This window comes from Pseudomonas sp. S3_A09 (assembly GCF_054668065.1).
The window spans coordinates 5,986,657-6,008,231 of sequence record NZ_CP162752.1; the positions used below are offsets into that span (position 1 = coordinate 5,986,657).

A 21,575-nucleotide genomic window follows, 5' to 3' on the forward strand; every position below is an offset into this window, starting at 1 on the left:
GATCTTGGCCTCCCGCGGGCACTGAGTGTGTTTTTGCAGGTAAACTCCCTTCCTTTTCATATTCTCCACGGAGTTCGCCTTGCGTCTGTTTCACACCTCCGACTGGCACCTGGGCCAAAACCTCCATGGCCAGGAACGCGACTTCGAACACGCCTGTTTCCTTGAGTGGCTGCTGGGCCAACTGAAAACCCATCTCCCGGATGTGCTGCTGATCGCCGGTGATATCTTCGACACGGTCAACCCGCCCCTCAAGGCCCAGGAGCGGCTGTATGACTTCATCATCAGCGCCCATGAACAGAACCCCAAGCTGACCATCGTGATGATCGCCGGCAACCACGATTCCGGCTCGCGTATCGAGCTGCCCGCGCCGTTGATGCGGCGCCTGCGTACCCATGCGCTGGGCCGCGTGCTGTGGCTGGATGACGGCCAACTCGACGCCGAACGCCTGCTGATCCCGCTGCCGGATGCCAAAGGCAAGATTGCCGCCTGGTGCCTGGCGTTGCCGTTCCTGCGTCCGGCGGAAGTCACCGGTGCGCACTTGGGTGACGACTACCTGCGCGGCATCGGCCAGGTGCATGAATGGCTGATCGCCGCCGCCAACGCCAAGCGCAAAAAGGCCAGGCGCTGATTGCCATCAGCCACGCGCACATGGCCGGTGGTTCGGTGTCGGAAGACTCCGAGCGCAGCCTGATCATCGGCAATGCCGAGGCGCTGCCGGCCAGCCTGTTCGATAGAAGTGTCGCCTACGTTGCCCTCGGCCATTTGCACAAGCCGCAAAAGGTCAATGGCGAAGAACGCATTCGCTACAGCGGCTCGCCGATTCCGCTGTCGTTTTCCGAAATCGGCTATAAACACCAGATTCTCGACGTGACGTTTCAGGGCCAATGCCTGGTGAGTGTCGAACCGCTGCTGATCCCCCGCTCGGTCGACCTGCAACGCCTGGAAGCCGCGCCCCTGGCCGATATCCTCAAGGCCTTGGCCGAGTTGCCGGATATCGACCTGCTTGCCGAAACCCAGCGCCACCCCTGGCTCGAAGTTCGCGTACGCCTGGATGAACCACAACCCGATCTGCGTCAGCAGATCGAAAGCGCGCTGCAAGGCAAGGCCGTGCGCCTGGTGCGCATCGCCGCCGAATACGCCGGTACCGGCAGCCGTGAGGACGAAGGCGACGACCGCCTGATCGATCTCGACCAGCTCACGCCCCAGGAATTGTTCAGCCGCGCCTGGCAGGACAGTTATGGCAGTGACGTGGATGAACAGACCTTGAAGGACTTCGCCGTGCTGCTCCAGGAAGTGCAACAGGAGGGCGAACAGCCATGAAGATCCTCGCCATCCGCCTGAAAAACCTCGCCTCCCTGGCGGGCCCGTTTGAGATCGACTTCACGGCCGAGCCGCTGGCCAGTGCCGGTTTGTTCGCGATTACCGGGCCGACCGGCGCCGGTAAAAGTACCCTGCTCGATGCCTTGTGCCTGGCGCTGTTTGGCGCGGTGCCGCGCCTGGGCGATACCGGCCAGGCGAAGATGCCGGATGCCGACAGCGACATTTCCATTGGTGACCCGCGCACCTTGCTGCGGCGTGGCACCGGTGGCGGTTATGCCGAGGTGGACTTCGTCGGCGTCAGTGGCCGTCGCTACCGCGCACGCTGGGAAGCCAACCGCGCACGGGACAAAGCCAGCGGCAAATTGCAGAACAGCCGCCAAAGCCTGATCGACCTGGACAGCGACCAACTGCTGGCCAGCCAGAAAACCGAATACAAGACCCAACTGGAACTGGCCCTGGGCCTGAACTTCGAACAGTTCACCCGTGCCGTGTTGCTCGCTCAAAGTGAGTTCAGCGCCTTCCTCAAGGCCAACGACAATGAGCGCAGCGAACTGCTGGAAAAACTCACCGACACAGCCCTTTACACCCAGCTCGGTCGGCGCGCGTTCGACAAGGCCAAAGAGGCCAGGGAAGCGCATAAACAGCTACAGGACCAGGCGACCGGTGTGGTGCCGCTGGCCGCCGAAGCCCGTGCCGAACTGGATCAGCAATTCGACGCGGCGCAACAACACCTCAAGACCCAGCAAGCCCAGCTCAAGCAGCTGGAGTTGCAGCACACCTGGCTCAAGGAACTGCGCGAATGGCAAGAGCGCCAACTCGCCGCTACCGAACAGCTACAGCGGGCGCAGGCCGAGTGGGATAACCAGGGCCAGCAACGTGACGACCTGAGCCGCCTGGATCAGTTGGCGCCACAGCGTCACCAGTTTGCGCGCCAGGCAGAGCTGAGCACCCTGCTTGCGCCGCTGGCCGCGCAGATCCAGTTGCATCGCCAACAACAAGGCGAACTGCATACTCGCCAGGAACAGGCCCAACAACAGCAAGCCAGCGCGCAAACCGCATTGGCGCAAGCCCTGAAAAACCAGGCTGATGCCGTGCCTTTGCTGCGCCAGGCGTTCGAAGAACAGAGCACCCTCGCCCACTTGACCAAAGAGTTGGCAAAGCGCATCGAGGACAAACAGCAACACGAAAGCGCCTGCATCGAAGGCCAGCGCCAGCTCACTGGCCTGCTGGAAAAACAGAACCAGGTCGCCGAACGCTTGCAACGCCTGAGCACCGAGCTTGACCGCAGCGCGGCGCTGGCACCGCTGAGCGACGCCTGGACCGCCTACCGCGACCGCTTGCAACAGTTGATGCTGATAGGCAACCGCCTGAATAAAGGCCAAGCCGAACTGCCGCAGTTGGAGCAACGTGCGACCAGCGCCGCCGAACAGTTCACCCAGCAACGCGAAGCCTTGGACCTGCTGTATCAGGAGGCCGGTGCCGAGCCTCACGCCGTGGCCGAACAGATCCAACTACTGGCCAGCCTGCTGCAAGACAATCGCAAACAGCAGCGCGCGTTCGAAGATCTGACACGCCTGTGGGACAACCAGCAGCAGTTGGACCAACAAGCCGCTACCTTGACGCAAAAGCTCACCGATGCCCAACAGCAGCGCGAGCAGTTGAACCAGGCCGGCCTGCAAACCAAGGCAGAGCTGAGCGTTGCCGAACAGACGCTAAACGTGACCAAACAGCTGCTGGAACGCCAGCGCCTGGCCCGCAGCGCCAGCGTCGAAGAGTTGCGCGAGCAGTTGCAGGACGACCAGCCCTGCCCGGTGTGCGGCAGCCACGAACATCCGTACCACCAGCCCGAAGCCCTGTTGCAAAGCCTCGGTCGTCATGACGAAAACGAAGAAGCCGCGGCGCAGAAAGCGGTCGATACACTCAAGGAAAAGCTCACCGAGTTGCGTGGCGAAGTGGGCGGTTTGATCGCCCAGCAGAAGGAATACCTGCAACAGCAGGAACACCTGGCGACGCAACAGCAAGCACTCAAGCCGAGCCTGGATGCACACCCGCTGTACGCGTCGTTGCTCAACCAGGAAACTGCGAAACGCAGCGCCTGGCTCGAACAGCAACTGGGCCAACTGACCCAGCGCATCAGCCAGGACGAACAACGCCAAGGCGCCCTGCTTAATCTGCAACAAAACGCCGGGCGCCTGCAGCAGCAGTTGCAAGCCGCCCAGGACGCGAGCCAGCAAGCCCGTCAACTGTTGGTCGACCAGCAACGCGAGCTGGCCGGTGACCGCGAACGCCTTGATCAGGAACTGAGCGCCTTCGCCAACCTGCTGCCCGCGGACACCCTGGAAGGTCTGCGCGCCGAGCCGGCCGCCACCTTCATGCAGCTGGACCAGCAGGTCAACCAGCGCCTGGAACAGCTGGGCCATCAACGCGATGAGCTGGCTGAGCAACAAGATCGCCAACAGGCGATCGAGAAGGAACAGACTCACCAGCAACATCGCCAGCAACAACTCGACGCCCTGCTCCAGCAGGTCAACGAGCTGGCGAGCCAACAGCAAACGGCCCAGGCAAAACTCAGCGCGTTACTGGGCGAGCACTCCAGCGCCGAACACTGGCAGCAGCAGCTGGAACAGGCCGTGACCCAGTCACGTCAAAGCGAAACCGACGCAAACAAACAGCTGCAAGAGATCCACAATGCACTGATCGAACTGGCCGCCGACCTCAAGGCCCAGCAGGAACGCGAACACGCGTTGCAGGCCGAACACCATGCCCTCGCCACGCGCATCAGCGAATGGCGTGCCCTGCACCCGGAACTCGATGACGCAGGGCTTAGCCATTTGCTGGCCTACGATGACGCCCAGGTCAGCCAATTGCGCCAACAGTTGCAGCTCAGCGAAAAAGCCGTCGAACAGGCCAAGGTGCTGCTGCAAGAACGCGAACAGCGCCTCGCCGACCACCAGGCCCTGCACAATGGCAATCTTGAGGCCCAAGCCTTGGACAGCGCCCTGGCCACGCTCAACCAGCAATTGGCCGAAGGCGAGAAAATCTGCGCCGAACTGCGCGCACGGCAGTCCGAAGACCAGCGCCGCCAGGAGGCCAACCAGGCCTTCGCCGAGCACATCGCCAAAGCCTATGACGAGTGGCAACGCTGGGCACGCCTGAACGCGCTGATCGGCTCGGCCACCGGCGACACCTTCCGCAAGATCGCCCAGGCCTACAACCTCGACCTGTTGGTGCACCACGCCAACGTGCAACTGCGTCAGCTGGTGCGGCGTTACCGCCTCAAGCGTGGCGGCAGCATGCTTGGCCTGTTGGTGATGGACACGGAAATGGGCGATGAATTGCGCTCGGTGCATTCGTTGTCCGGCGGCGAAACCTTCCTGGTGTCCCTGGCGCTGGCCTTGGGCCTGGCGTCGATGGCTTCCAGCACGTTGAAGATCGAGTCACTGTTTATCGATGAGGGCTTCGGCAGCCTCGACCCGGAATCGTTGCAATTGGCGATGGATGCGCTGGATGGCTTGCAGGCTCAAGGCCGTAAGGTTGCGGTGATCTCCCACGTACAGGAAATGCACGAACGCATTCCTGTGCAGATTCAGGTCAAGCGCCAGGGCAATGGCTTGAGCACCCTGGAGGTCAAATGAGCGAGGCGCTGCTGTATTCATTCCGGCGCTGCCCCTATGCCATGCGTGCGCGGCTGGCCTTGCGCTACAGCGGCGTGCCCGTGCGCATCATTGAAGTCAGCCTGAAGGCCAAGCCGGCCGAGATGCTGGCGCTTTCGCCCAAGGGCACGGTGCCGGTGTTGAGTGTGGCGGGCGAGGTGATCGATGAAAGCCTGGCCATCATGCAATGGGCGCTGGCGCAGCATGATCCGCAGGATTGGTTACTGCAGGGTGATCCGGCGGTGCTGGCGCTCGTTGCCGAGAATGACCAAGGCTTCAAGTATCACCTGGATCGATACAAGTACGCCGAACGCTACCCGGAACTGCCGATGGAACACTATCGGGCCGAGGGCGAAGTATTTTTGCGCAAGCTTGAAGCATTACTGGCGGGCCGCGCCTATTTGCTGGCGGATCATCCAAGCCTGGCGGACATGGCCCTGGCGCCGTTCGTGCGGCAGTTTGCCCATGTGGATCGGGACTGGTTTGCCAGTGCCCCGTACCCCCGCTTGCAGCACTGGCTGGAGCGGTTTCTGCAATCGCCGCTGTTTGTCGCGGTGATGGCGAAGGTTTAGCCCTGGGCCAAATCCAGCAATCGCTCGCGGGCAATCTCAGGCTCACTGTCTACCCCCTGCACAGAAGACAGGATGGGCGCGGAATAGAGGGCCAGTATGAGTGCGGCGAGTCGGATTGCCATGCTGTCGATTCCATGAAGAAAAGCGTCAAAAGTTGAGCGTCAAATTTAAACACATGGCAATGTGATATCAATCATTTTTCTTCCACGCCTGCACAAACGCCAAACCACTCGAACGAGCCAGGCTTCGTTCCAGTGGTTTGGCGTCTGCGGGTGTGCAGGTTATTGCTGGGTTTTGTGATCGAGTGCGGCGTAGAAGTTGGCGCTTTGTTGCAGGTATTTCTGGGTGTAGGCACTGGTGCTGGATTTTTTGCCGGTGACTTCCACGCTGGCTGCTGCTGGCAGCGCAACAGTGGCGGAAACAGCGGAAGCGGCGATGATGGAGAAGAGATTCAAATTCATGTCGGTAACCCTTGTGTTCGTTTGGTTGAGTGGCCGGGGAAGGCCTTGGAACCAAACTTACGCCCGAGGGCTAAGCCTTAGAAATGCTTTGAAACAGTAGCCGCTATTAATAGAATTAATACAAAGGCTCAGGCCCCGCATCGCGGGGCCTGTGGCTTATTGACGCACCAGGAACTTGAGGTCACTGGGCGCATCGATCGGCATTTTCTGCACGGTTTTACCCAGCAGGCCGGTCTTGGGGTCGCGTTCGACCACCACGATTTCATTGCTTTTCTGGTTGGCAATCAACAAAAACCGCCCGCTCGGGTCCAGGCTGAACTCGCGCGGGTGGTCGCCTTCCACGGGACGGCGTTGCAGCTCCTTGAGGTGCGCGGTGGCCGGGTCGATGCTGAACACCAGCAGTTGGTTGGCCGTACCACGGTTGCTCACGTAGAGGAACTTGCCATCACTGGACGCATGCAACGCGGCGCCGGCCTTGTCCGACACCGGCTGCCCGGCGGCGAAGTCCACCAACTGGGTCTGGGTCAGTTGGCCGTCCTTGTAATCAAACACCGCCACCTGTGCGCTCATCTCGGTGGTCAACCACGCATGCTTGCCATCTGCACTGAACAGCAGGTGCCGTGGGCCACTGCCGGGCGGCAGTTGCACCGAGGCCGGGCTGGCCGGCGTCAAGGGCAGTTCAGGGTTGGCCTTGGGGTCGTAGTGGTAGGCAAACACCTTGTCTGCGCCCAGGTCCTGGACGAACACGTATTGGCCATCTGGCGACGACACTACCGAGTGCACATGGTTGGACGCCTGCCGCTCTGGGTTCACACGGCTGGACGGATGCCCGCTCAGTTGCACGGGAGCTGATAGCTTGCCCGTCGCATCGACCGGCAGGGCCGCCAGGCTGCCACCCGGGTCTTCGAGTACCGAATAGTTGGCGACAAACACATAGCGCCCGTCAGCGGCGACGCTGGAGTGGGTCGGCTCGTTGCCCAGGCTCTGCACCTGATTGATCAAGGTGAGCTGGTAATTCTGCGGATCGATGCTGTAGCTGCTGACGCGACCGACCGGGTCGTTCTGGCCGGGGCCGTTTTCGTTGACCACGAACAGGTGTTTCTGGTCCTTGGAGACCGTCAGCCACGACGGGTTGGCAGCCTTCGCGGCCAGTACCGGCTTGCCACTGAACTGACCGGTCCGGCTATTGAACTGCAGGCGATAGATCCCTTCGCTGCTGCCCGCGGTGTAGCTACCCACCAGCAACTCGTAAGTCTCGGCCGGCGCGGCCTGCACCGACATCGCACCGACACTGCCCGCCATCAGCAGGGGCCAGAATTTACGCATCATCATCCGCTTGCTCCTCGTTGTTATTGTTGCCGGTGAACGCACTCATGCAGATCAGGCGGTGCTCGCCCGACTCACCGGTAAGGGTCCAGCTTTGCAAGGTGTCATCGAAGGTAGCTGCCTGGACTTGCTCCAGGCTGAAGCACCAGCGTTTTTCCGCGCGGCCGTCCATGGCGATGATCAGCAGTTTCTCTTTATCGAGCACGAAGTCGAAGGCATGCAGCCCATCGATTTCAAGCATGTCGGAAGCTTCAAGGACGGCAGGCAAATTATCAGTCATCACAGTCTTTCATCAGGTTCAAAGGGCTAATCATAGGCGAGTTTGCCGCCAGGGCCTAAACCATAACGGGCTACCACCGGGTCGCGGCGCTGCGCATTACCTTGCTTGGGCATGTCCTATCCCGCGTAAAGGAATACCCATGACAGACCCCAACACCCCACCTGCCGCACACCCGACCCGACAAGCGGTTGAGGCCCAATTTCGCACCCGCCCGACGTTGCGCTCAGTCACCGCGCAGATGCTGACCACCCACTTGAAAGAACACTACCCGCCGCTGGCGCATCCCGTCGGTGAACTGCGACTGGCCGTACCGCGGGACGGCGGTGGCCGCGCCCTATTGCCGCTGCTGGAGGTGACGCTGGGCTACATGGCCGATGGCAATTTCCCGGACTTGTCTGCGCGCAACAACCTGGATTGCTACCTAGGCGATGCCACCGGCACCCGCCTCACCTTTCAAGCCAATGGTGCTCGCGACTATGACGTGGCGGTGATCGAAGCTGTCATCCGGGAGCTGCCGACACTACTGTTCATCGGCTTTCAAGACGCGCTGGCAACCTACTGGAGCCAGGACAGCGATGCCGGCGGCAGTCGCTGGCAATGGTTGGCCAAGGTCCTGCAAGGCTCGCTGCTGGATTCGGCGATTGGCCAGGCCGGCGCCGCGATGCCCGCACTGAAAACCCTGGCCACGCTGGCCCGCTACCCCGACCGCGCCACCCGTGCACGCCGGCCAGGGCGTGAGGGCGCGGTACACGCCTATACCCTGGAAACGCATCTGGACCAGGCTCGCAGCCGACTCACCCTGCAAGCCATCGACCTCCTGGTGGTCTGCCAGGCGCAGGTGTTGCTGTGTCGCGTATCGGGAGAAATCGAGGCATACGCCGACCTCGATGCCTTCGGCCAGGCATGGGGTGCAAGCATGCAACAACGTTACGGCGCCGACAGGATCACCTGGCAGCAGTACGAGCCCGACGGCAATATTTTCGAGGTGCAAGCCGCACTGATCATCAACCAGCAATTGGATAACCTGGCCGCGATTGAATTGCCCGGCACATCCAGCGTGCAAGCCCTGGAGGACTTGTTTGCCACGGCCACCGACCCGGCGCTCTTGTTCAGCGCCTCATCCAGCACCCCACGGACCACCTTGGCCTCGATCCAGGCAGGCTTGCCTGGCTGGCTGCAGCGCGCCAGCACCGCCGACCGTCTGGCCTATCATCAGTGCCTGCTGGAGCAAGCCGGTATACGCCGACTGACCCTGGGTGACTCAGACTTCGCTGGCGTAGAAACGCTGCGCAGTTATGCCACCGAGCACTTGAATCACCAACTGTGCCTGGACCGCGCGCAGGCGCTCGGCGGCCGACGTCATTGCGATGACGCTGCGCGGGCAGCCGGGTACAACGCAGATGACCTGGAACTGACCTTCCACGTCCCGGTCGGCACACTGGCCGGTGGCTACGTCGAACCGGTCTGCATAAGCCTGGTCGATCTGGCCCTGCAAAACCTGTCGGGTGCGCCCAAAGGCCGTATGACACTGCGCCATCGCGCGGGTCGTGAACTCGAAGCCTGGTTGACCGACGATTACATCCGCCAATTGGTGCAGCGTGTCGACATCGGCCAAAACTACCCTCGTTACCTACGCCAGGCGCTGATGAGCGATACCGACGTCGCGCGAAAACGCCAACGCCTGTTCGAACAGCAGCGCCCGGTTCATCTGAAAACCCAGGCGCTGGAACACAAGATCAAAGGACAGGCGGGCCTGACCCATCGCGGTGTTCGTTGTGTGAATGCCGTGCTCGACCCTGAGCCATTGGCGCAGCAGGTCGACGATGACGCCATTGTCATCCGCGCCTTGGCCTTCCTGCGCAAGCCCGGCGCCACGGCCGACGTCGTACAGAATATGTTCATCATCGAACCCCGCGATACACAGCGAGGGCCGCACGTGCTGTATCGGCCCGCCTATCGCGACGCACTGCTGGAGTTTGCCAATCGCGACAGCCTGCTGGCAGCCATCGCAGTGCCGGGCGCGCTGCAGGACAGCGTCTTGACTTGGCTGCCGGAGACCGCGAGAGCCATCTATAGCAACGGCGGATTCACACAGCCTCACATTGTCAGAGTCGGCATGGGCTCGGAATTCGCCCCGTTGCCCAGCGTTCCCGAGCCTGCCCAATTGGCTGGCGCTGGTGACGAGAGCAGCGATGAAATCCTCCAGGCGCTGAACAATGGGCGCCTGATGGAGTACCTGTTCGGCAGTGAAACCCGGCAGTTGCTGGACCAGGCCGAACGCGCCTCGACGTCCAACAGGGAAAGTCGCTGGGCACTGATAATCGAAGGCATGCAACTGGGGTTCAACACGCTGTTGATGGCCGTACGCGGGCCGCTGGCGGCCGTCGGCTGGCTGATGCAACTGGTACAAAGCCTCACGCAGGACGTGCCGGCCCTGGAGAGCCATGACCCGACGGCAAGGGAGTTGGTTTGGGTTGACCTGCTGCAGAACATCGCCATGCTGCTGTTGCACCATGGCTCGGTGACTGTGGCACCCGACACCGCGGCGCCGGATACACAGGTCATGACGCGCCAGCCTTTCAGACGCAAGCCGACTGGCTCACCGCTGGCGCGAACGGTCCTGATTGAACACGGCAAGATTGGCGTGCCTTCCGAACCGCCCGGTGGAGGCCGTACGCTGCTGGACTTTGACCAATCGGTGGCCGGTGATGCGGCCGCGAGCAAGCTGTTGAACACGCTGCGCGCGGTCAACATTGCCTGGCCTACGCCGCCGCCGAACCCGATCAGCATCGGCCCTCACCAAGGGTTGTACAGGATCGACGGCCTATGGCATGCCTCGGTCGGCGGCCTGTTGTTCAGGGTCAGCATTACACCGGGGTTTGGCGAGGTCTTCATCATTCACCCGCAGAAACCCGACCACCCAGGCATCAAGCTTAAAACCGACGGCAAGGGGCATTGGACATTGGACCGTGGCCTTAAACTGCTAGGCGGTGGTCCCAAGCGGATGGCGAGTTTGCGTGAAGAAAATCAGCGTAGAAAAGCCGAACTTGTCGCGCGCGGGGAGGCACTCAATTCAGAAATCAGCGGCTTGATGCCGCCGTTCCTGGCAACAATGGATCAAATGCTGGACGCCCTCACAGCCTTGAAGAACCAACGCAAAACCGTGCGATTGATCTGGGATCTTCTGCAAAAAGCCACTTCCCGACAAAAACCGGCGCTTGCGGAACGCCATCAGCGGGAAATCCTGGAACACCAGGCGCGGCGCACCGAGTTTAAGATCTTGTTGCAAAACCTGGAAGATCAGTTTGCCCAGTCACTGTCCCCACGCCTGGAAATGGTCAAAGTGGGCAAAGAACTCGAACGGGTCGGGGGCGCCGGTACGCATGTACAGGAGCGGGCCAGAATCCTGGGAACCATTTGGGATCAACAGTTGGCCATCCACACGCTGCTGTTGGACCGGTTGAACGCCATGCGTTTTTCCAGGGCGGGTGAGCCCATGGAGCACATGGCACGCAGGATGTTTATCGATAATCTGTTGGAAGATTTCACGGTCTATGAGGAATACATCAGCAACACCGTTGAATCGGCAAACATCCGCCAGCACATGGCCGAGGTCTCCACGGCCATGGAGCAGACCCTCGAACAGCTGGCGCAAGACTCGGTGGCGGGACGCGCCATACGCCAGGAAAAGCTGTCTCGGATCCAGTTCCCGCAGAACTTTTTTGCCGACAACCTGAAGCTCAATACGCTGAGTTATCTCACCGCCGCCAGCCTTGATAAGACCCATACGTCGGTGGTGCCCCTGGAACGGTTTTACCTCGATCGCCTCGAACAAACCGACCTGTTTGAAACGCTGCAGTCTCACATCGATGTGCGCAGTGGCGCCGAGTACCCGCTTGCCGATCAGCGGGACGTGTATGAAACCGTCCTCAACGAGTACCGCCGTTATGAGGAGGGCATTCGTGCGCTCAAGATCATCAATCCACGCTGCCTGCGCCCGGAGGCCGAGCGCTTGCTGACAGGCCTTGAATATGCCCAGGCCCTGGCGCAAACCGAATTGGAAGGCGTGGTGAGCAAGCAGGAAGCGCTGGACGTCGAATTACCCTTGTCCAAGACGCTGCGCCCCAAGCCGGCCTCCAAACGGGTATTCAAAACGCGCAAGAAGAAATACCTGGTTGGGGACCTCAAGCAGACCAATGCGCAACAGCTTGAAGAGCAGTTCACCATCGTCGATACGCCGACCGGCGAAACCATTGCCACCTTCAACCGGCATGAAGACGGTTGGGAGGCCACCTCCGACACGCCCGCAGCCTCGGCAGAGCCCGCGCCCACGGGTCGATCGCTGGCGACAATCAAAGGCTTGGCCCTGGCGTTGGTCAACGAACGCAAAGGCATTGGTCAACTGATAGAAGCCGAGCAGAAAAAACTCGATTCCGCCCTCACCCGCCAACACGTTGACCCCGGCAACTGGAATGAACTGCTCACCGGGCAAGCTGCAAAACTCACCGCATTGGCCGATGAATTGCTACGCGAACACCTTGAGCAAAAACCGGCGGTACAGCGCCTGATCGATGAATACAGGGACGAAGCGCGGGACATGACCCGGCAGGCAGAGCGTTTATGCAGTGATGCGTATAAGCGCCAATGGCCAACACAGGAGAGCCTCAATTATCTATGGGAACACAAACAGATCGACATCAACCTGACCAGCGTGGCCGACCTGCAACGTCCGACCCTCAGCGGCGACTTCTTCACCGAATACGCCGTGTATGACAAGGCAAAAAAACCGCCGGTGGTGTTGTGGTATGCGCACTTTCACTACGCCAGCGCCGACGCCCCGCCCGCGCACTACACGCGGGCGCACCTGAAGTTGGCGGAACAGCGTAAATACACACAGAAGGATTTGCTCAAGGAACACGTGCAGGCCCATTTGCGCCAGCAGCCGGAACCGTCCGCCGTGCCGCTCAGTCGGGTTCTCTACGTACTGATCACCCCGCCGGTGGACCAGATATTCCTGAAGATCGTGCAGGCCCCACGGCCCCGTCAGTGACAACCGAGCGTGAGGGCGAAGACGCCCTCACGCCCTGGTTCAGTGGGCAAACAACGAATTACCCTTTTGCCCCGCCAGCTTCTCGGGCTTGATCAGGAACCGCGCCAGTGCCGGCAGCAGCCACAGTGCGCCGAACATGTTCCACAGCAGCATGAACGTCAGCATCAGGCCCATGTCGGCCTGGAACTTGATGGCCGAGAAGATCCAGGTGCACACGCCGATCGCCAGGCACAGGCCGGTGAACAGCACGGCCTTGCCGGTGGATTTGAGCGTCTGATAGTACGCCTCTTGCAACGGCAAACCGGCGCGCAGGAAACTTTCCAGGCGGCTGTAGATGTAGATGCCGTAGTCCACGCCAATCCCCACGCCGAGCGCTACCACCGGCAGGGTCGCGACCTTGACGCCGATGCCCATGAACGCCATCAGCGCGTTGCCCAGTACCGAGGTCAGCACCAGCGGCAGCACGATGCACAGCGTCGCGGCCCAAGAGCGGAAGGTGATCATGCACATCGTCGCCACGCACAGGTACACCAGGATCAGGATCGTCAGCTCGGACTCCTTGATCACTTCGTTAGTGGCCGCTTCGATCCCGGCGTTACCGGCGGCAAGGATGAACTCCAGGCCGTCCTTGTTGTTCTCTTTGGCAAAGTCCTGCACCGCATGCACCGCACGGTCGAGGGTTTCAGCCTTGTGGTCGTTGAGGAACACCAGCACCGGCGCCAGCGAGCAATTGTTGTTGTATAGGCCATCGGCACGGGCGATGGAGTTGTTCAGCACATCCGGGTTGCGCGACAGGGTTTCCCATTTCAGGTTGCCTTCGTTCATGCCCTTGATCATCTGCTTGGACACGGTGACCAACGAGATCGCCGACTGCACGCCGTCGGTGTTCTGCATCTTCCACATCAACTGGTCGATGGGCGCCATGGCTTCATAGCGTGAGCAGCCCTCGGCCTTGGTCTTGACCATCACCACCAGCACGTCGGAACTGGTGGAGTAGTTGCTGATGATGAAGTTGTTGTCTTTGTTGTAGCGCGAGTCCGGGCGCAGCTCCGGCGCGCCCTGGTCCAGGTCGCCGATCTTGAGGTTCTGGCTGTACCAGAGGCCGCCACCGAAGGCGATCAGGGCCAGGAAGACCGAGACCGGCGCGACTTTAGGGCTGGCGAACTTCGACAGCAGGCGCCAGAACGGATGTTCGCGATTGGCGTCTTTCTTGCTCTTGGCTATTGCGCGTTTGCTGATACCGACGTAGGAAATTGCTACTGGCAGCAGGATCAGGTTGGTGAACACGATCACCGCCACGCCAATAGAGGCGCCGATGGCCAGCTCACGGATCACGCCAATGTCGATGATCAACAGCGTGATGAAGCCCACCGCATCGGCCAGGATCGCGATCATTCCCGGCAGAAACAATTGGCGAAAGGTGCGGCGTGCGGCGGTCAGCGCGTTGTCCGCCTCGCTCGATTGCAGGGCGATACCGTTGATCTTCTGTACGCCGTGGGAAATACCGATGGCGAAAATCAGGAACGGCACCAGCATCGAGTAGGGATCCAGCCCGAAACCGGCGGCATGCATCAGGCCCAGTTGCCACACCACCGCCACCAGGGTGGTGCTCAAGACCGCAATGGTGCTGCGCAGGCAGTTGGTGAACCACAGCAGCAGGACCAGGGTGATGCCAAAGGCCACGCCGAAGAACAGCACCACCATGATCAGGCCATCGATCAGGTCACCGACTTTCTTGGCAAAACCGACGATGTGGATCTGGACGTTGGGGTTCTGCTCCTGGAATTTGGTGCGGATCTTGTCTTCGAGTTCATGGGAGAACTTGCGGTAGTCGAGGGCCAGCAACTTGCCCTGGTCTTGTGGGTCCGGGTAGGACTCCAGCAGTGGGATGTCAACGATGCTCGATTTGAAATCGTTGGCCACCAGGCGCCCGACCTGCCCGGACTTGAGCACGTTGTTGCGCAGTTGATCGAGGCTTTCCGGCGAGCCGTTGTAGCTCTGCGGAATCACTTCACCGCCGGCAAAGCCTTCTTCGGTCACTTCGGTCCAGCGTACGCTGGGGCTCCACAGCGACTTCAGGCCCGAGCGGTCGACCCCGGAAATGTAGAACACCTCGTCGTTGATCTGACGCAGGGTCTCCATGTATTCCTTGGTGAAGATGTCGCCGTCCTTGGCCTCCACCGAGATACGCACCGTGTTGCCCAGGTTCGCCAGGTCATTGCGGTGCTCCATCATCTTCTCGATGAAGGGATGCTTGAGCGGGATCATCTTTTCGAAGCTGGTGGAGGGGCGAATCAACGTCGCCTGCCAGAACAGGAAAATGCTCACCAGCAGGCAGATCACGATCACTGCCGGGCGGTTGTTGAAGATCAGGCGCTCAAGAAAGGTCGCTTTATCGTTGTGATGACTGCTCATTCTTTCCCCGCCTTCTTATTGTTTTGTCGGTTCGGCGCCATCGGCTTTAGCGACGCGAACGCCACCCTGCCCGGCCAGAATCAAGTTGCCATTGCCTGCCGCCGTGACGGACGAAAGGGAAATCCGGTCCGGACGGTTGAATACGCTGAAGGTCAACCCGTCGTCATGGCTGACCACCACGCTGCCACCATTGCCAACGACAACAATCGAGCCGTCTTCCAGCAACGTCGCGCCGGACAAACCAAACTCCAGCGCGCCCCGCGCGGCGTTGAGTTCAACTTGCTCCCAGGTGCTGCCGAAATCCGTCGACCGGTACAGGTTGCCGCGCAAGCCATAGGCCAGCAGGGTTCGCGGTTGCGCCGTGCTGATCACCCCAAACAGCGAGCCCTCGTAGGGGCCTTCGAGTTTTTCCCAGGTCTGGCCGTCGTCGCTGGAGCGGAACATGCTGCCCTGCTCGCCGACGATAAACAGGCCGGCGTCCTTGATGGAGGCGATGGCGTTGAGGTGGTACTGGTCTTCGTTGTCGAGGCGGTCGCTGACGTCTTCCCAGGTCTTGCCGCCGTCGGTGGTTTCGATCAGCGCGCCATAGGCGCCGACGGCCAGGCCGTGATTGGCATCGTTGAACCACACATCAAGCAACGGGGCTTCGCGCTTAAGATCCTGGTACTGCTGGGTCCAGGTGGCACCGCCGTCGGAACTGGAAAGAATTTGCGCATCATGGCCCACCGCCCAGCCTTGCTTGTCGTCGATGAAAAACACCGCCGTGAGCAACTGCCGGGTGGGCACTTTGGCTTGGGTCCAGGTGCTGCCCTGGTCATCGGAATAGAGAATGTGCCCGCGATCACCAACCGCCACGAGGCGCTTGCCCGCATGGACCACATCGATCATCAGGCCTTTGGCGGCCTTGGGGGATTCAATCGCAAAAGAGGTATCGCTGGCGGCCTGGACAACCGTCGGCAACGCGACAGCGCCAAACAGCGAGAGCGCTGCGGCCAGCATCGCAACCCTGCGTGCGGCGCGTGGGCGGCAGACAACCCAACCCATGACAGGCTCACTCATAGACCTTTCTCCCATTTATTATTGTTATCGCTGCCTTCCGGGGCCTTGAAACCTGCAATCTAGAGCGCCTGGAGGAAGCAGGGGCCATCCTAGCGGGCTTTCGAATCGTCTGACAATCGGCGCTACGTTATCTTTTGTTAACTGAGCCGCTTTCGTCAGAGCCTGAATATAACTGCATTCGCCGGGGTGATCGTCGGGGCCTCAATGAATTTTTATTCCATCTATTGAATTTAGGGAATTTTTATTCCATTAATAAGCCCACTGAAAACAATAATCCAAAGGACCACGGCAATGCGTGAACTCGGAATCGGCTTGATCGGCACAGGCTTCATGGGGCGTGCCCACGCCTTGGCCTTCAATAACGCCCGCGCGGTATTCGAACTGCCGGTACACCTCAAGCTGGCGGCGCTGGCCGACGCCGACACCGAACGCGCACAACGCTGCGCCAAGGCGTGGGGATTTGCCCAGGCCCACGGCGACTGGCAAGCCTTGATCAATGATCCCAATGTCGACGTAGTGGCCATCACCACTCCCAACCATTTGCACTACCCCATGGCCATGGCAGCCATCGCGGCGGGCAAGGCGGTGTACTGCGAGAAACCCCTGGCGGTGAGCCTGGAACAAGCCGACGCCATGCGCCGCGCCGCCAGTGCCGCCGGGGTCGTCACGCGGGTGGGCTACAACTACCAGCACAACCCGATGATTACGTTGGCGCGGCAGATGATTACCGGTGGCGAACTGGGCGAAATCATCAGCTTCCAGGGTGAGTTCAGCGAAGACTTCATGGCCGACCCGGCCTCTCCATGGTCGTGGCGTTGCGAAGTCGAGCATGCCGGCGGCGCCCTGGCGGACCTGGGCAGCCACTTGCTGTCGATGGCGCGCTATCTGCTCGGTGATGTGGTCAGTGTGTGTGCCGATACCCAGACCGTCCACGCCCGGCGACCTGCCATCAACGGCAGCGCGCAGCTCAAACCCATCGCGGTGGATGACCAGGTGCATGCCCTGCTGCGCTTCGCCAACGGCGCGCGCGGCACGGTGAGCAGCAGTTGGCTGAAGCACGGATACAAGAACCACCTGAGTTTCGAGATCAGCGGGACGAAAGGCACACTGGCGTTCGATCAGGAGCGCTTGAATGAATTGCAGGTGTGTCGCGTGGGCCAGGACGGGTTCCAACGCGTGCTCGCAGGACCGGCCCTGCCCGGTTATGCGGCGTTCAGTCCGGCGGCGGGGCATCAGTTGGGGTACAACGAACTAAAGACGCTGGAAGTGCAGGAATTGATCATGGCCATAGCCGGTCAAGGCGCGGATGGCACTGATTTCGAAGCGGCGTGGGAGGTGGAGCGGCTGGCGACGGCGATTCGCGTAGCTGCCCTCGAAGAACGCTGGGTAACAGTGAACGCACTCTAAACCAACCCACCGAACCCTGCGGGAGCTGGCTTGCCTGCGATAGCGATGTGACTGATACACCGCTCTCGCAGGCAAGCCAGCGCCCACACTTGAATCACCTAAATCTTCAAACTCAGCGCAGCGCCCGACGAAGCACTTTGCCCACGGTGGTCTTGGGCAACTCGGTAGTGCGGAACTCCACATACTTGGGCATTTTGTAACCTGTCAGATACTCGCGGCAATGGGCAAGGATCTGTTCCTGGGTCAGGTTCGGGTCCTTGCGCACCACGATGATCTTGACCTTCTCACCGGTCACGCCATCTTCTACGCCAATCGCCGCCACTTCGGCCACTGCGGGGTGCAGCGCCACCACGTCCTCGATTTCATTGGGGTAAACGTTGAAACCGGAGACCAGAATCATATCCTTCTTGCGGTCCACCAGACGGATGTAACCACGGGCGTCCATCACCCCGATATCACCGGTCGACAACCACCCTTCGGCATCCAGCACTTCGGCAGTGGCCTCGGGGCGCTGCCAATAACCTTGCATCACCTGGGGCCCGCGCACTTGCAGTTCGCCCTGCTCGCCAATCTCAGCCAACTCACCGTCTTCGCGGACAAACCGCACCCAGGTCGAGGGCAACGGCACGCCGATGCTGCCGGTGAATTCCATCTCGCGCATGCGCGCAATGTCAATCGGGCTGATGCTCACCACCGGCGAACACTCGGTGAGGCCATAGCCTTCGATGATCGGCAGCCCAGTGACTTCCTTCCAGCGCTTGGCCACCGCCGTGTGCGTGGCCATGCCGCCGGCGATCACCATGCGCAGGTCGGAAAAGTCCCGTGCGCAGAACGCCTCGTTCTCCAGCAAACCGTTAAACAAGGTGTTGACCCCGGCAATCCCATTGAAGCGCTCCTTGCGCAGGATCATCTGTACACGTTTCACGTCCCGCGGGTTGGCGATCAGGATGTTGCGCCCACCCAGGCACATGAACATCAGGCAATTCACCGTCAGCGAAAAAATGTGGTACAGCGGCAGCAAGGTGACGTTGGTTTCCTGCTTGTCCTGGTCCAGTTGATCCCCCACCCAGGCCTTGGCTTGCAACAGGTTGGCGATGATATTGCGGTGGCTGAGCATCACGCCCTTGGCATCGCCGGTGGTGCCGCCGGTGTATTGCAGAAAGGCCAGCTCGTCGAGGTGCATCTCCACCGGGAAATGGTTGAGCGCCCGCCCCTGTTTCAACACCTGATTAAAGCGCACCGAGCCAGGCAGATTGAACGCCGGCACCTGCTTTTGCACACGGCGAAGGATGAAATTCATCGCCGCGCCCTTGAACGTACCGAGCAAATCGCCGATGGCCGCGATCACCACGCGCTTGACGCTGCTGCCGGTGATGACTTTTTCCAGGGTGTGGGCGAAGTTTTCGAAAATCACCACGGTTTCCGCGCCGCTGTCCTTGAGCAGGTGCTTGAGTTCATGGGAGGTGTACAGCGGGTTGACGTTGACCACCACCGCCCCAGCCAGGATCGTGCCCAGCAGGCAGATCGGGTACTGCAAGCAGTTAGGCATCATCAGCGCCACACGCTCGCCTTTCCTGACGCCCTGCCCCTGCAGCCAAGCGGCAAACGCAACGCCTTGCACCTGCCAGTCGGCGTAGGTCATTTCGGTGCCGATGCTGACGTACGCCACCCGCTCGCGAAACTTCTCCAGGTGTTCCAGGAACACCTCGCGCAACGATGGGTAGTCCTCGATACCGGCGTCAATATCCGCCGGGACGCCGGGCAGGTAAGCGTTCAACCAGATCCGTTCGGTGTGTTCCAGGCTTACAGCGTTCATGGCAGTCTCCTTGTTGTTGTTTTTGATAGAGCTACTTTTCGACGATGGCGGTAATGCCCAGCCCGCCCGCCGCGCAGATGGATATCAGGCCGCGCCCGCCGCCGTTCTCATGGATGATCTTGGCCAGCGCCGCCAACTGCCGGCCCCCCGTGGCCGCAAAGGGATGGCCGCAACCCAGCGAACCACCGTTGACGTTCATCTTCGCGCGGTCGATGGTGCCCAGGGGCGCGTCCAAGCCTAGCCGCTCGCGGCAATAATCGGGGTCCTCCCAGGCCTTCAGCGTGCACAACACCTGGGCAGCAAAGGCTTCGTGGATCTCGAAGAAGTCAAAGTCCTTGAAGCTCAGGCCTTCACGTTCCAGCATGCGCGGTACCGCGTAAGCCGGGGCCATCAGCAGGCCTTCGGTGCCATCGACAAAGTTCACCGCCGCGGTTTCGCCGGTGCGCAGGTAAGCCAGCACCGGCCAGCCGTTGGCGGCCGCCCATTCTTCGCTGGCCAGCAGCACCACCGAGGCGCCATCGGTCAGGGGGTGGAGTTGCCGGCCGTGAGCGTACCGTTTTGCCGGTCGTAGGCCGGGGACAGGCCGGCGAGCTTCTCCAGGCTGGCATCGGCGCGCAGGTTATTGTCGCGGGCCAGGCCGCGATGGGGGCTGATCAGGTCGTCGAAGAAGCCGCGTTTGTAGGCCGCCTCCAGGCGCTGATGGCTGGTGAGGGTCAACTCGTCCTGGGCCAGGCGCTTGATCTGCCAGCGCTTGGCCATTTCCTCGCAGTGTTCGCCCATGGACAAACCGGTGCGGGGCTCGCCATTGCGTGGCAGCAGCGGTTTGAAAAACATCGCTGGCCGCACCTTTAGCAATGTCTTCAGCTTGTCGCCCATGCCCTTGGCTCGATTGGCCGCGAGCAAGGTGTGGCGCAGGGATTCATTGATGCCGATAGGCGCGTCGGAGGTGGTGTCGGCACCACCAGCGATACCCACCTCGATCTGACCGAGCGCAATCTTGTTCGCCACCAGCAATGCCGCTTCCAGCCCGGTGCCGCAGGCTTGCTGCACATCGTAGGCCGGCGTATCCGGCGACAACGTGGTAGACAGCAGCGACTCTCGCGCCAGATTGAAATCGCGCGAATGTTTGATCACCGCCCCGGCGGCAAACTCACCGAGGCGTTGGCCGTGCAGGTTGTAGCGGTCGACCAAGCCTTGCAGGGCGGCGACCAGCAGGTCCTGGTTGCTGTCGTGGGCGTATACCGTGTTGGAGCGAGCAAAAGGGATGCGGTTACCGCCGATGATCGCCACGCGTCGGACCGGGGCCGGGTTGAAGCTGTATTCACTCATTCCAGGTTCTCTTTCCAGATGAAAAGGCCACGCATATGGGGTTTGTCACCGGCGAAATTGCGCACTTCGAATTCGCGGCGCGGACCGGTCACCGGGCGGCGCCACAGCGCGACCTGGCCGGGCAGGAAGATCGGTAACTTGAAGTCACAATGCGCCTCGGCCTGGTCCAGGCCGCCGGGCGGTTGCTGGGCAGCGAGCGCGCGGCCCAGCGTCCACATGCCATGGGCGATAGCGCGACGAAAGCCGAACAGTTTGGCGCCGATCACCGAGGTGTGGATCGGGTTGAAATCCCCCGACACCTTGGCAAAACGCCGGCCCAGGTCGGCGGGCAACACCCAGCGCTGGGTACGTAACAAGCCTTCCTCCTGCAACGGCAAAGCGTCCTCCCAGGGCTCGCCGACAGGGTCTTTCGCATCACGGCGCAGGTACAGGCTGTCGCTTTCCCATACCAGTGTGTCGGCACCGTAGGCACGGGTGGCAATACTCAGCGCCTGCCCCTTGGGATGGGCAACCCAACGCTCGCAATACACCTCAATGCGCAACGCCTGGCCTTCGTGCAAACGCTGGTGCTGACGGATGCGATTGGCCAGGTGCACCATGCCACTGGCCGGGAACGGGAAGCTGGGACGGGTCAGCAGCATCAAGTGCAACGGAAACGCCAGCACATGGGGATAGCTCAACGGCACGCCCTGCTCGCGGCGAAAGCCACAGGCGCGGCCATAAGCAGCGATGTCGCCGGCAGACAACGCCACCGCCGAGCGCACCAGGCGCTCCTTGGGCAGCACGGGCGCACCGTCAAGCTTGGATTTGCGCAAGGCACGCACGCCGTCCAGCAGCAAGCGGGTGCGTGAGGGCGGCGGATCGATGATTTGCGTCACGTAGTCCAT

12 protein-coding genes and 2 pseudogenes are annotated in these 21,575 nt (G+C 61.1%); 5 read left to right on the forward strand and 9 right to left on the reverse strand.

The annotated features are described in order from the left end of the window. The first annotated feature begins 79 nt into the window (after positions 1-79). From AB4N92_RS27800 to AB4N92_RS27810, 3 genes and pseudogenes are all read left to right on the forward strand, one after another. A pseudogene (locus AB4N92_RS27800) lies at positions 80-1,320 on the forward strand (exonuclease SbcCD subunit D C-terminal domain-containing protein). Continuing rightward, entirely contained in the window at positions 1,317-4,955 is a 3,639-nt protein-coding gene (locus AB4N92_RS27805; protein ID WP_236267083.1) for an AAA family ATPase, read from the forward strand. Before AB4N92_RS27800 ends, AB4N92_RS27805 begins: the two are co-directional and overlap by 4 nt. Then, positions 4,952-5,545 (forward strand): glutathione S-transferase, encoded by a 594-nt coding sequence (locus AB4N92_RS27810; RefSeq protein ID WP_042572240.1) that lies wholly within the window; start codon positions 4,952-4,954, stop codon positions 5,543-5,545. Before AB4N92_RS27805 ends, AB4N92_RS27810 begins: the two co-directional genes overlap by 4 nt. Here the strand turns inward: AB4N92_RS27810 and AB4N92_RS27815 are convergent. From AB4N92_RS27815 to AB4N92_RS27830, 4 genes are all read right to left on the reverse strand, one after another. After that, a complete protein-coding gene (locus AB4N92_RS27815) occupies positions 5,542-5,667 on the reverse strand; it encodes a hypothetical protein (RefSeq protein WP_021491563.1) in 126 nt (41 codons plus the stop codon). The genes AB4N92_RS27810 and AB4N92_RS27815 overlap by 4 nt on opposite strands. 159 nt (positions 5,668-5,826) lie before the next feature. Next, the gene (locus tag AB4N92_RS27820) at positions 5,827-6,006 is read right to left on the reverse strand and encodes a hypothetical protein (RefSeq protein WP_010210027.1); all 180 of its coding nucleotides are present in this window, start codon (positions 6,004-6,006) and stop codon (positions 5,827-5,829) included. A gap of 156 nt (positions 6,007-6,162) precedes the next feature. After that, a complete protein-coding gene (locus AB4N92_RS27825) occupies positions 6,163-7,338 on the reverse strand; it encodes a lactonase family protein (RefSeq protein ID WP_137206038.1) in 1,176 nt (391 codons plus the stop codon). Further along, positions 7,325-7,612, reverse strand: a complete 288-nt coding sequence (locus AB4N92_RS27830; protein ID WP_010210024.1) for a DUF5629 family protein — start codon at positions 7,610-7,612, stop codon at positions 7,325-7,327. The genes AB4N92_RS27825 and AB4N92_RS27830 overlap by 14 nt, the downstream gene beginning before the upstream one ends. 139 nt (positions 7,613-7,751) lie before the next feature. Here AB4N92_RS27830 and AB4N92_RS27835 point away from each other — a divergent pair, with 139 nt between their 5' ends. Then, complete coding sequence (locus AB4N92_RS27835; RefSeq protein WP_236267082.1) at positions 7,752-12,662, forward strand: dermonecrotic toxin domain-containing protein; 4,911 nt, start codon at positions 7,752-7,754, stop codon at positions 12,660-12,662. 39 nt (positions 12,663-12,701) lie between these two features. Here the strand turns inward: AB4N92_RS27835 and AB4N92_RS27840 are convergent, their stop codons facing one another. Both AB4N92_RS27840 and AB4N92_RS27845 read right to left on the reverse strand, forming a co-directional pair. Continuing rightward, positions 12,702-15,077, reverse strand: coding sequence for an efflux RND transporter permease subunit (locus AB4N92_RS27840; protein WP_236267081.1), 2,376 nt, complete (start codon positions 15,075-15,077; stop codon positions 12,702-12,704). A 15-nt stretch (positions 15,078-15,092) separates the two neighbouring features. Further along, complete coding sequence (locus AB4N92_RS27845; RefSeq protein WP_029529128.1) at positions 15,093-16,121, reverse strand: WD40/YVTN/BNR-like repeat-containing protein; 1,029 nt, start codon at positions 16,119-16,121, stop codon at positions 15,093-15,095. Positions 16,122-16,427: 306 nt separating this feature from the next. Here AB4N92_RS27845 and AB4N92_RS27850 point away from each other — a divergent pair, with 306 nt between their 5' ends. Beyond that, positions 16,428-17,543 carry a Gfo/Idh/MocA family protein gene (locus AB4N92_RS27850; RefSeq protein ID WP_236267080.1) on the forward strand — a complete coding sequence of 372 codons (1,116 nt, stop codon included), beginning with the start codon at positions 16,428-16,430 and terminating at the stop codon, positions 17,541-17,543. A gap of 112 nt (positions 17,544-17,655) precedes the next feature. Here the strand turns inward: AB4N92_RS27850 and AB4N92_RS27855 are convergent, their stop codons facing one another. From AB4N92_RS27855 to AB4N92_RS27865, 3 genes and pseudogenes are all read right to left on the reverse strand, one after another. Beyond that, positions 17,656-19,359: an AMP-binding protein gene (locus AB4N92_RS27855; RefSeq protein WP_137206039.1), complete on the reverse strand. Its 1,704-nt coding sequence runs from the start codon at positions 19,357-19,359 to the stop codon at positions 17,656-17,658. 31 nt (positions 19,360-19,390) lie between these two features. Beyond that, a pseudogene (locus AB4N92_RS27860) lies at positions 19,391-20,688 on the reverse strand (acetyl-CoA C-acetyltransferase). Then, the gene (locus AB4N92_RS27865; protein ID WP_236267079.1) at positions 20,685-21,575 is read right to left on the reverse strand and encodes a MaoC/PaaZ C-terminal domain-containing protein; all 891 of its coding nucleotides are present in this window, start codon (positions 21,573-21,575) and stop codon (positions 20,685-20,687) included. The pseudogene AB4N92_RS27860 and the gene AB4N92_RS27865 overlap by 4 nt, the downstream one beginning before the upstream one ends.